At 44.4% G+C, this 11,656-nt stretch carries 11 protein-coding genes; 10 read left to right on the top strand and 1 reads right to left on the bottom strand.

The features are described from left to right. Positions 1-55 precede the first annotated feature (55 nt). From LZG72_RS05235 to LZG72_RS05255, 5 genes are all read left to right on the top strand, one after another. Positions 56-3,811, top strand: a complete 3,756-nt coding sequence (locus LZG72_RS05235; RefSeq protein WP_233868410.1) for a hydantoinase B/oxoprolinase family protein — start codon at positions 56-58, stop codon at positions 3,809-3,811. 17 nt (positions 3,812-3,828) lie between these two features. Next, the gene (locus LZG72_RS05240; RefSeq protein ID WP_310590545.1) at positions 3,829-5,055 is read left to right on the top strand and encodes a divalent metal cation transporter; all 1,227 of its coding nucleotides are present in this window, start codon (positions 3,829-3,831) and stop codon (positions 5,053-5,055) included. A 14-nt stretch (positions 5,056-5,069) separates the two neighbouring features. Continuing rightward, positions 5,070-6,641, top strand: coding sequence for a glycoside hydrolase (locus LZG72_RS05245; protein ID WP_233868413.1), 1,572 nt, complete (start codon positions 5,070-5,072; stop codon positions 6,639-6,641). Positions 6,642-6,749: 108 nt separating this feature from the next. Continuing rightward, positions 6,750-7,250 (top strand): DUF6978 family protein, encoded by a 501-nt coding sequence (locus LZG72_RS05250; protein WP_233868416.1) that lies wholly within the window; start codon positions 6,750-6,752, stop codon positions 7,248-7,250. Next, positions 7,247-8,029 (top strand): DUF1828 domain-containing protein, encoded by a 783-nt coding sequence (locus LZG72_RS05255; RefSeq protein ID WP_233868419.1) that lies wholly within the window; start codon positions 7,247-7,249, stop codon positions 8,027-8,029. Before LZG72_RS05250 ends, LZG72_RS05255 begins: the two co-directional genes overlap by 4 nt. Positions 8,030-8,102: 73 nt before the next feature. Here the strand turns inward: LZG72_RS05255 and LZG72_RS05260 are convergent, their stop codons facing one another. After that, positions 8,103-8,345 (bottom strand): hypothetical protein, encoded by a 243-nt coding sequence (locus LZG72_RS05260; protein WP_233868422.1) that lies wholly within the window; start codon positions 8,343-8,345, stop codon positions 8,103-8,105. Positions 8,346-8,681: 336 nt separating this feature from the next. On the opposite strand from LZG72_RS05260, the gene LZG72_RS05265 reads away from it, so the two are divergent. The 5 genes from LZG72_RS05265 to LZG72_RS05285 all read left to right on the top strand — a co-directional run bounded on the left by LZG72_RS05265 (position 8,682) and on the right by LZG72_RS05285 (position 11,640). After that, entirely contained in the window at positions 8,682-9,125 is a 444-nt protein-coding gene (locus LZG72_RS05265; protein ID WP_233868425.1) for a DUF6934 family protein, read from the top strand. An 11-nt stretch (positions 9,126-9,136) separates the two neighbouring features. Next, entirely contained in the window at positions 9,137-9,295 is a 159-nt protein-coding gene (locus LZG72_RS05270; RefSeq protein ID WP_233868427.1) for a hypothetical protein, read from the top strand. Between the two features lie 101 nt (positions 9,296-9,396). After that, complete coding sequence (locus LZG72_RS05275) at positions 9,397-10,779, top strand: aminopeptidase P family protein (RefSeq protein WP_233868429.1); 1,383 nt, start codon at positions 9,397-9,399, stop codon at positions 10,777-10,779. Positions 10,780-10,931: 152 nt separating this feature from the next. Then, complete coding sequence (locus tag LZG72_RS05280; protein WP_233868431.1) at positions 10,932-11,330, top strand: nucleotidyltransferase substrate binding protein; 399 nt, start codon at positions 10,932-10,934, stop codon at positions 11,328-11,330. Continuing rightward, on the top strand, positions 11,323-11,640 hold the full coding sequence (locus LZG72_RS05285; protein WP_233868433.1) for a nucleotidyltransferase family protein: 318 nt from the start codon (positions 11,323-11,325) through the stop codon (positions 11,638-11,640). The genes LZG72_RS05280 and LZG72_RS05285 overlap by 8 nt, the downstream gene beginning before the upstream one ends. Positions 11,641-11,656 lie beyond the last annotated feature (16 nt).

The raw sequence follows: 11,656 nt of genomic DNA on the forward strand, positions 1-11,656 counted from the left end.
TTGTTTCGATCAATTTGCACTTAACTTGTAAAGCATAAATATTTCTCTCACAACTTTGCAAAATCACCCAAAACACTGGCAAATCTGGATCGATACCGGCGGGACATTTACCGATTGCCTAGCGATTGATCCACATGGGAATAAAACCAGGATTAAAGTTTTGAGTTCGAGCTGTTTGAGGGGAAGGATTCTCCGGCAGCTGGCGCCGAATACCTTTGAATTTGAGTCTAAATGGACTTTTGACGATTCGCTTTTAGTTAGTTACCATTTCAGATTACTCGAAAGTCAATCCACCAGCACAATTGTAGCGTTTAACCATTCCGACAAAACGCTGACATTAAGCAGCGACATTCCTATCAATGACAATGCGGATTTTGAAATAACAACCGGCGAAGAAGCTCCGATACTTGCCGCTCGGTTGCTTACCAATACGCCTTTAAACCAACCATTACCGTCCATTGAAATGCGGCTCGGAACTACGAAGGGTACGAATGCATTGCTCGAAAGAAAAGGTGCGAAAACGCTTTTACTCGTCACAAAAGGTTTTAAAGACCTCCTATACATTGGAAATCAGCAGCGCCCGTCACTGTTTCAGTTGAATATTCCCGAGCCTAAATTGCTTTACACGGAAGTCCTGGAAATGGATGAAAGACTTGACGCTGAGGGAAATATCCTGCACCGACTGAGCTCTCCGGATGAAGAATTAGCTACTGATTATGAGTCAGTTGCCATATCTCTATTGCATTCGTACAAAAACAATGCGCACGAGATTGAAATTGCCGAGACACTTCGGGAATCGGGTGTAAAGTACATTTCGGCATCTTCGGAGCTTTTTCCATTTTCACATTATCTGCGACGGACACAAACGGCGGTTGTGAATGCTTATCTCGATCCAATTCTGGATACTTATTTATCCAATATCAAAAACAGTCTGCCGGAAGGAAGTTTGAAAGTGATGACCAGCACGGGAAGTCTGGCAGATCTGGACGGTTTTCGCGCGAAAGACAGCCTGTTGAGCGGTCCGGCAGGTGGCATGATCGCCGCTGCTAACGTCGCTAAAAGATTGGGATTTCAAAAAGCCATTACCTTCGATATGGGCGGCACGAGCACAGATACTGCATTGATCGATGGTGAACCGGAACTGAAATACATTACTGAAATAGACGGTATCGAATTCCATAATCCAACGCTGGCCATTGAAACCGTCGCTGCGGGTGGTGGATCGGTTTGCTGGTTTGACGGATTTTCGTTGCAGGTTGGCCCCGAAAGCGCGGGCGCTTCTCCCGGCCCGGCGTGCTATGGCGGAGGCGGCCCATTGACTATAACCGATGTAAATTTGCTTCTGGGAAAACTGGATTCTTCTAAATTCGGGATACCTGTGAATGCAAATGCGGCTGTTACCAGGCTCAAAGAATTACAAGATATAATCTCTGAAAAAACCGGAAATCTGCTGACCTCAGCGGAATTGCTGACAGGTCTGGAAAGGATAGCGAATGAAAAAATGGCCGACGCCATTCGTAAGATTTCGGTTGAAAAAGGCATTAATCCGGCTGATTTCGCATTAATCGCATTTGGAGGCGCAGGCGGCCTGCACAGTTGCCAGCTAGCGGATTTATTGAATATAAGCTCGGTAATTATTCCTTACGATGCGGGCTTGCTCAGTGCGGCGGGCATTGGGGAAGCGTTGGTAAGTATCATTATTTCCAAACAAACCTTGATTCCATGGATTGAGGCACAAGATCATATTGAAAACTGGAAAAATGAGCTAACAGAAAAAGCTGAAAAATTGCTCAGAGAACAAAATATCAACAGTTACGAACTTGCATTTTTCAACTGCTACCTCCGCTTTTCGGGTCAGGAAAATGCCATTGAAGTTCCATATCATAGAACTGAGACGCTGCCTGACTTCGAAAATGCATATCGCGCACAATTTGGTTACTACCCAGCGAACCTATCCGTCGAGTTGGAAAGCATTAAGTTAAAAATCCAGGAAAAAGGCGCCGATCTTAAATTCGAAACTGTGAAAACTGATGGCGAAAATGCCCCGTCGGCTCGAAAAATCAAGTCACTTTTAGCTGAAAATTCGAGTAATAATGCGGAAGTATTTGAATGGGATTCATTGACGCCCGGCCATCAGATCAATGGTCCGGCGATACTTCTGAATGACACCTCCACTTCTTTCATTCCAACAGACTGGAAACTTGTAATTCAGGATAACAAAGATGCTATTGTTTTTAAAATCGGCAATCAAAAACCGACTAGCGAACAGCATAGCGAGCAAGTAGCGCTGCAGCTTTTCACAAATCGTTTCAAATCCATTGCGGAGGAAATGGGCGTCCAGTTGCAGCGGACTGCATTTTCAGTCAATGTAAAAGAACGATTAGATTTTTCCTGCGCTTTGCTCGACGCGGAAGGTGAGTTGCTCGTGAATGCGCAGCATATTCCGGTGCATTTGGGAAGCATGGGAATTTGCGGCAGGCTTGTGAGAGCCGCTATCGAGATTGGCCCAGGCGACGTAATCATTACCAATCACCCCAAATACGGCGGTTCGCATTTACCCGACATCACTTTGTTAGCGGGTGTTTTCACTACCGAGAATGAATGCGTAGGTTACGTAATCAATCGCGCGCACCATGCAGAAGTTGGAGGAAAAACACCCGGCTCCATGCCGCCCGATGCAACTTGTCTGGCCGAAGAAGGCGTCGTCATCGTGCCTCAATATTTGGTTAAATCTGGTGAATTTCAATGGGATACAATGCGGAAATTGTTTTGCGATGGTACCTATCCCACCCGATCATTTGTTTCCAATGAAGCCGATATCATCGCGGCATTGTCGGCATTGAGGAAAGGAAGTCAGCAGCTTTTGACATTAGTAAGGCTCTATGGGCTTCCGGAGGTCAGGAAGTATATGGGTTTGTTGAAACAAAGTGCTGTGATCCAGCTTCAAAATGCATTAATACCTTTGCACAATCAAACGTTTCAGGCTACTGAATTTCTGGATGATGGTCATAAAATTCAGGTTAAAATTTCGATCACTCCGCAAAAACAGGTTTTCGATTTTGCCGGAACTTCACCTGTTCATCCTAATAACCTGAATGCCAATATTTCAATTCTTTATAGTGCTATATTATATGTTTTGCGATTACTGGTAAATAAGGAAATTCCATTGAATGATGGTTTGATGAAAAATGTGGAAATCCTGCTTCCCGAAAACAGTTTCCTGCATCCTGACTTTCCAGACGATCCATTAGAATGTCCGGCAGTGGTGGGCGGAAATACAGAAGTAAGTCAGCGTCTGGTAGATACGTTGCTCAAAGCCTTCGGACTCGCTGCATGCAGCCAGGGGACGATGAATAATTTTCTGTTCGGAAATAAGCAGTTTGGTTATTACGAAACTATTGGCGGCGGAACGGGGGCAGGTAATGGTTTCAATGGCCGATCTGCGGTACATCAACACATGACAAACACGCGGATCACCGATCCTGAGCAGCTGGAACGCAAGTATCCGGTGCGTTTACTGGAATTTGGCATTCGCAAAAACTCGGGTGGGCAAGGTAAATTTAACGGCGGTGATGGGATCATTCGAAAGATTCAATTCCTTGAACCTTTGCAAGTTACATTGCTTGGGCAGCATCGGAAAGAATCACCTTATGGATTGAATGGCGGTGAAGATGGTGAATGCGGCGAACAAATGCTGGTTTCGAATGATCATGTTACGGCATTGGCCGGGATATGCAGTTTGGAAGTGCAGCAAGATGATATTCTGATCATTGAAACTCCCGGCGGCGGGGGGTATGGTATTTCAAATTAAATGCCACGGATGCACGAATGCGACACCGCAGCGGCGGCCGCGAATGCATTAGTGCTTCATTCGTGCATTCGTGGCAAAGATATATGTCAAACAAAACCTCCAAAACACTCCTCGGAGCTGCATTTTTAATGGCTACCTCCGCCGTCGGACCAGGCTTTCTGACGCAGACAACCGTTTTTACCCAGCAACTGACAACCAGTTTCGGCTTCGTCATTTTGCTGTCAGTTATCATTGATCTTGCCGTCCAATTCAACATCTGGCAAATCATCACGGTTTCCGGAAGACATGCTCAGGATCTCGCCAATGCATTATTCCCCGGATTAGGTTACCTACTCGCATTTCTGATTGTACTCGGCGGACTCGCATTCAACATCGGCAACGTAGCAGGTGCCGGTTTGGGTATCGAAGCCATGACGGGCGTCTCCGTAGAAGTTGGAGCAGTTACGAGCGCAGCGATCGCGATCGCCATTTTCTCATTCAAAGAAGCTGGCAAAGCCATGGACAGTTTCGCCAAGATCCTGGGCTTCGTCATGATCATATTAATAGTGTACATCGCCATCACAACCAGCCCGCCATTAGGCGCGGCTCTCCAACACACCTTCATCCCGCAGCAATTCAATTCAATTGCCGCCCTGACTTTAGTCGGCGGAACAGTGGGAGGATATATTTCATTTGCCGGGGCTCATAGGCTTTTGGATGCAGGGATTGAAGGAGAAAGTAATTTGGCAAAAGTCAATCGGAGTGCTTCTACTGGGATTTTGGTCACAGCTGTGATCCGCTATCTTTTGTTTTTGGCAACTCTGGGAATCGTGATGGCAGGTGTAAGCATCAATCCCGACAACCCTACCGCATCCGTTTTCGAAAATGCCGCCGGGACTTTTGGAAAACAATTATTCGGACTAATGATTTGGAGCGCGGCCATTACTTCCGTGGTCGGTGCTGCATATACGTCCGTTTCGTTTTTACGTTCATTTCATCCGCTTCTCGAAAAACACCACACCTATATTACCATTGCTTTTATCGCCGTTTCTACACTCATTTTCCTTTTAGTAGGCAGACCAGTGAAAGTACTCGTATTTGTTGGCACATTAAATGGGTTCGTTTTGCCGGTTGCGTTGGCTATTTTATTGGTGGCGAGCCGTAAATCGATGCTGGTTGGTACTTATAAACATCCATTGGCATTGCAAATTGCAGGCTGGGCAGTGGTAATCATTCTGGCGATAATGGGCGCTGGATTGTTTTAAACTCAATTTTTGATATGCGAAGTGTTTTACTTTTCTGTATAGTTTTCACGATTGCAAATCTGGCTTTCGCTCAAAAGTCGAAGGAATTGATCATCAAAATCAATGCAAACGATCGTGCGCAACGAATTGACAATTTTGGCGCAGCGGGAGCCTGGTTTTCCGAAGGTATTGGCAAGAACTGGCCGACTGCCAACCGCGAGCAATTGGCAGAATGGCTTTTCAGCAAGGAATTAGATTCAAATGGAAACCCAAAAGGCATCGGCTTATCCGCCTGGCGTTTCAACATCGGCGGAGGAACTGCCGAGCAGGGCGATAGCAGCGGCATCGTCGATTTCCGCAGACGCGTAGAATGCTTTCTGAAACCCGACGGGACTTACGATTGGACAAAACAATCCGGCTATCTCTGGTTTACCAAAAAAGCAAAAGAATACGGCGTTGAAAATCTGATAGCATTTTCCAACACGCCCCCGGTTCAGTTTAATAAAAATGGGTTGGGTTATAAAACAGAGAAGGATTATCAGGCGAATTTGAAACCAGAGAGATATGGAGATTATGCGCAATTCCTGGCGACAGTTCTGCAACATTTTGACAAAGAAGGTCTGCATTTCAACTACATAAGTCCTGTCAATGAGCCGCAATGGGACTGGTCGCATCCTTATGAAAAAGGGTCGCAGGAAGGAAGCCCGTGGCGCAATGAGGATATCGCCAAAGTCGTGCGCGCATTGGACAGCACGTTGACGAAAACCGGATCAACCTCCAAAATCCTGATCACCGAGGCCGGGCAGCTGGATTATTTGTACGGAAAAACCGGCGGCGCGGCCAGACAAACGCAGCATCTCTTTCAAAAAGGCAGCCCATTACAACTCCGCAATCTCAAACACGTCCCGAACCTCATCGGCGGCCACAGCTACTTCACCGACAAAGGCGACAGCGCCCGCATCGCGATCCGGAAACACGTAGCAGATACCACCCGAAAATACAGCGCAGACTTCTGGCAAACCGAATACTCCATGCTCGCCGACGGCTACCGCGAAGGTAAATCCGGCAAAATCCCCGCAATCGACTGTGCGCTTTTCCTCTCCAAAGTCATCCACGACGACCTCGTCTACGGCAACGCCACTGCATGGCAGCTCTGGAACAGCTGGGAACCCGGCAGCCCCGATTTCGACACCCGCTACTACGTCATAGCCCTCAACCCAGCCAACAAAGAATACACAGATGGAACCGTAACCGCCACCAAAAATCTCTGGGCACTAGGGCATTACAGCCGATTTATCCGACCGGGAATGCACCGGCTCAACATCGCTAGAAATGACAAATTAAGCCCAGTCCAAATCGCGCAGGATGTGATGGTAACTGCCTATTCAAATGAAAAGCAACTTGTACTCGTGGCGATTAATTACACTTCGGAAGAGCGGGTTTTGCAGCTGAATTTGACTGGCTTTAAGGTGAGGAATGACTTTCAGAGCTATGTTACGACTGGGGAGAAGGATGTGAATATGAAGTTTGGGAAGGGGAAAGATTGGAGGGATGGTGTGAAAGTGCCGGGGAGAGGGTTGATGACGGTTGTTTTGGAGAAAAACTGACAATAACATTTATCTTGCTAAATTGCCGGCGAGCTGTTCAAGGCTTGCGTAATACTACATCTCAACATTTAGAAATAGTGATTATTAATCTATTTATTGAGATCCATTATGTTTTCAAATGAATTAGCGAAGAGGCTATTAGGCTTACCAAAAAATATAGAAGGTGGAGCTGCAACCATCAATCTCCAAGAAGAGAAAAGTCGTTTCATTTTGACTAATCCGGATGAGCCTGAATTTGAATTTTTATTTGAAATCACATCTAACAAGAAAATAGCATTCAAAATATCATTGCATCACCAGGAGAATAATTTGAGAGAAGGGCTAATGAGAGTGGATTACAGAGGTGGTCACAAGAATCCAGAAACTATCACAGAGCTTGTTCCGGAATTGATTAAGCCTTTTGTCGGTTATTTCTTTGTCAGTGAGCCTCATATCCATGTTTATGTGGAAGGATTTAAGGATTTGGCGTGGGCAATTCCGTTAACTGCATATCACTTTCCTGTTCTTGAAATTAACGATGGCGCTAATTTTGCGGCTGCAATTCATGCTTTCTCACAAGAAATCAATATCATAACTCCAATTAGCATTCAAAATTCTTTACTATTATGACCTGGGCAAACACACTTATAAATGATTATTACGGTTGGCTAAAAAGCAAAACCGTTGTAATTCCTGATGAACGAACAGAATGGGTTTCGATTCAGACGCCTTTCATTGGTCTTTTCAATGACACTATTGAAATGTATGCCCAGAAAAAAGGTAAAAAAATATTGCTATCAGACAATGGGGATACATTTCACAATCTTGAACTGGTAGGAGCCTCTATTAACAGAGTTGGCGAAAGAAGGAATATCGCAGAAAGAATTTTGCTCAACTATGGGATTCAATTAAATAATGATGAGCTAGTTACTGAAACTACTGAACAGAATTTTGCGCAAAAGAAACATAACTTTCTATCTGCTATTATGGAGTTGAATGATTTGTACGTTCTTTCTAAACCAAACGTCGCCTCTATTTTCAAAGATGATGTGAGGATATATCTGGATGAACAAAATATCATTTACACTCCTGATTTCATCTCCAAGGGTTCTACTGGATTGGAGTTCATGTTTGATTTCCAAATAGCTGGTAAAAACAGTGAAATAGTCATTAAATCCTTCAACACAATTAATAAGCAGACTTTGAGTAGCTTCCTTTTCAGCTGGGACGACATAAAGCCAATCAGAGAAAAGGTAAGTAAGAAGAATGTGACTGCGATTGCATTCATCAATGACGAAGATAAACCAGTAAAAGCCGAATTTCTCGAAGCCCTCAGGTCAAAGCATGCTGATTTTATTATTTGGAGTGATAGGCATAAGAATGATAATATTTTTAAGTTAGTCGCTTAGTTTGATAACGTTTCTCAGTTTAATGTTCTGTGAACAGTCGTCGCCAGTTCAAAACCAGCGACGACTACATTCCCTACTCCTGCTTCCCAAACTCCCAAAGATCCCTCAGTATCCCATTAATAATCTCGGCAGTGTAAAGTACCTCTAACCGGTGTTCATAACTCGGGTTCCATCCGTCAGCCGGGCGGAAATAGCGCAGAACCATGTCATGGTACATTCGCTCAACTTCAATGAGGTTGACGTCGCGATTGACGTATTTGGCAACGAGTGCTTCCGCAGCGGATTGGCGGTCGATTGGGTTTTGTACTGTTTGCATTTTTTCTCTTATTGGACGTTTTGCGCAGCAAAGAACGGTGCCGCACTTTCCGTTGTCCAACCTGAGTAAGGCAATGGTTTTCAAACCATTACGGTAGTTACGACACCGTTTATCGGTGTTGGTAGCAATTTATAGGCATAACTGCGCCGACAATGATTGACGACACGCACTACCTTACTCAGAATTTGGACGCCGTAAACTTACTGGCTTTGAAGAAGAATGCAAAAGAAGAAATTGAAACATTCCGAAATTGAGGGGTTAACACTACTGCCAATGTGAAGTGAAATTTATTAGCTTTACCTCAACTTTTACTCACACACTATCATACAATCTATAATGCTTGATAACGTTTACGAAGTAGTCATTACACCAGACTTCCGCACATTTGAATTCAGAAGTATAGGCCCAAAAGGCGCTGTTCTGAAAATAATCCGTTATGTGGAGACCGAACTACCGGGATTTTACAACTTGGGCTTTGGCGACTTGGATCCCATCACCCGCTCAATCGACGATTTGATTGCGACAAACAATGGAGATGCGAAGAAGATTTTGCAGACAGTCGCCTCAACCCTTTACATATTTACTGACCAGTATCCTGAGGCTATCGTGTTTGCCACTGGAAGTACAAATGTCCGAACCAGACTTTATAGAATGGGCATAAGCAACAATTTGGAGGCGATTGAAAAGGATTTTACAATCAAAGGTTATTTCAAAGAAGACTGGGAGCCATTTGCACTAGGTATTCCTTACGAGGCATTTTTAGTTAGAAGAAAATTGTAAATTTGTTTACTATGAAAGCGAAAGAGATCAATAAAATCAAAAGTCTTCCAAAGGGTTTCAGAGTGGATCCTACTCTTATAGATAAGTATGCGGATCAGCCTCTTTTCAAGGAAAAGCTTGATCGCGCAAACGCTATATTAAGAAAAGGCAACCTTCCAAAGTTCGACTAGCCTTCCATACATTATAGACATAATCCCGCCCGCAAGCATTGAATGTTTGCGGGTCATTTTTTAGCTCTTAATTTGAGCACTTTAACGAAAGACAATCAGACATGTTTTCAAAAGAAACCTACATACAGCGAAGACAACTCTTAAAACGAAAAATCGGCAGCGGCCTCATCCTCCTGCTCGGTAACGAGGAATCGGGGATGAACTACCGCGATAATGTTTATCCATTCCGCCAGGATAGTACTTTTCTGTATTATTTTGGTTTGGACGTCGCCTCGATTCACGCCGTTATTGACATTGATAACGACCAGGAAATTATTTTTGGGAATGAGCTGACGATCGATGATATTGTCTGGACGGGCCCGAAAGAAGCATTGGTTGACAAAGCTGCGAAAGTTGGCGTTACGAAAGTGCAGCCGTTATCGGCGATTGATGGTTATCTCAAAGATATTTTGTCAAAAAAACAAACCATACATTACCTGCCACCTTACCGGGGTGAGCATTATTTACAATTGCAAGAATGGCTGCAAATAGCTCCGGCAGAAGCGGAGCAGAAAGCGTCGGTAGGCTTGATCAAAGCAATCGTTTCCATGCGTTCTTACAAATCGGAGGAAGAAGTCGCGGAGATCGAAAAAGCCGTGAATACCTCCGTGGATATGCATTTGGAATTCATGCGCATTACCCGGCCGGGAATGACTGAAAAAGGTCTGGCAGGGAAACTGCAAAGCATTGCGATCAGTCAGGGTGGGGACATTTCCTATCCGGTGATCATGACGGTGAATGGAGAAATCCTGCACACCCACGCACGAGACCTCGCCATGCGAGACGGACAAATGAGCCTCTGCGACGCCGGTGCCGAAACAGCCATGCGCTACTGCGGCGACCTGACTCGTACCATTCCAACCGGCAAAAAATTCTCGACATTGCAAAGAGAAATGTACGAGATCGTGCTCAATGCACAGAAATCGGCCATCGAGGCTTGTAAACCTGGTATTTTATATAAAGATGTCCATACACTCGCGGCAATTAAATTGCTGGAAGGTCTAAAATCGTTAGGCGTCGTAACAGGCGATCCTGCCGAAGCAGTTGCAAACGACGTGCATACGTTATTCTTCCAATGCGGCCTCGGTCACATGATGGGAATGGACGTGCACGACATGGAAAACCTGGGCGAGCAGTATGTGGGTTATACCGATGATTTGAAAAAAGGCACCACGTTCGGCTGGAAATCGCTAAGATTGGGTCGCGCATTAGAGCCAGGTTTTGTAGTAACAATAGAACCAGGATTATACCTGATCCCAACCTTGATCGATCGCTGGAAAGCAGAGAACAAACTTTCGCAATTTGTGAATTACAACAAACTGGAAATGCTTCGCGATTTTACGGGTATCCGTATTGAAGATGATATTGTAATTACCGAAGATGGAAACCGCATCCTTGGCAAGCATTTGCCGAAAGAAGTGGCCGAAGTGGAGGCAATGCGATGAAAATGATCCATCTTGTTTTTGTGAAAATCCATCATTTCGAAGACAGGAATGGGAGAGCAGCAAGCAGTTAGATAATTATTTAGGATATAGGCATAAGTTGCAGAAGTAAATGCACAGCATTAGCTTGCATGAGTTCATAATAGAAATTATATATGGATATTCGCTGGCAACAAAGGTTTCAAAATTTCGAAAAAGCCTTTTTGTTTTTACAAACTGCTGTAAATAAGGATGAATACAATCCAATAGAAATCGGCGGATTGGTCCAAGCCTTTGAATTTACATTCGAACTTGGATGGAAAACAATCAAGGATTATTTGTACGAACAGGGAGTAGAAGCTCGGTTTCCGAGAGAAGCCATCAAAGAAGCTTTCGCAGCTCAAATCATAGAAGATGGGCATACCTGGATAGAAATGCTGGAAAAACGCAATGAATTGTCACATACATATAACGAGGAAGTTGCGGAGCGAGCGGTGAAGATCATTCAGCAAAGCTATTTCAGTGCGATCAAACAGGTTTACGTCCATTTAAAAAAACAAATGCCGAATGGTTGATGCTGCGGTAATTGGTTTGAGGGAAAGCGACATGACAACAATCCATGATGCTTTAAAAAGCTTTCCGCAAATCAAAAAAGCGACTCTTTTTGGCAGCCGGGCAAAAGGCAACTATAAACCAGGGAGCGACATCGACCTTGCGTTAAAAATCGATGGTACAGATGTGACCAATCAAGTTGGCGGAGTTCTCAATGATGACCTCATGCTTCCTTACAAATTCGATGTTCATAACATCGATACAATTAATAATGCCGACCTTCTGGATCATATCAATCGGGTCGGCATCCCTATTTTCGGAGACGATCAGTGAGTTATTTTTCTAATCC

This window comes from Dyadobacter sp. CY323 (assembly GCF_021390245.1).
GTDB lineage: Bacteria > Bacteroidota > Bacteroidia > Cytophagales > Spirosomataceae > Dyadobacter.

Coding starts and splice junctions, on each gene's coding strand:
- LZG72_RS05285 (WP_233868433.1), top strand. CDS start 11,323: ATGGTTGATGCTGCGGTAATTGGTTTGAGGGAAAGCGACATGACAACA.
- LZG72_RS05240 (WP_310590545.1), top strand. CDS start 3,829: ATGCGACACCGCAGCGGCGGCCGCGAATGCATTAGTGCTTCATTCGTG.
- LZG72_RS05265 (WP_233868425.1), top strand. CDS start 8,682: ATGCTTGATAACGTTTACGAAGTAGTCATTACACCAGACTTCCGCACA.
- LZG72_RS05255 (WP_233868419.1), top strand. CDS start 7,247: ATGACCTGGGCAAACACACTTATAAATGATTATTACGGTTGGCTAAAA.
- LZG72_RS05275 (WP_233868429.1), top strand. CDS start 9,397: ATGTTTTCAAAAGAAACCTACATACAGCGAAGACAACTCTTAAAACGA.
- LZG72_RS05260 (WP_233868422.1), bottom strand. CDS start 8,345: ATGCAAACAGTACAAAACCCAATCGACCGCCAATCCGCTGCGGAAGCA.
- LZG72_RS05245 (WP_233868413.1), top strand. CDS start 5,070: ATGCGAAGTGTTTTACTTTTCTGTATAGTTTTCACGATTGCAAATCTG.
- LZG72_RS05280 (WP_233868431.1), top strand. CDS start 10,932: ATGGATATTCGCTGGCAACAAAGGTTTCAAAATTTCGAAAAAGCCTTT.
- LZG72_RS05270 (WP_233868427.1), top strand. CDS start 9,137: ATGAAAGCGAAAGAGATCAATAAAATCAAAAGTCTTCCAAAGGGTTTC.
- LZG72_RS05250 (WP_233868416.1), top strand. CDS start 6,750: ATGTTTTCAAATGAATTAGCGAAGAGGCTATTAGGCTTACCAAAAAAT.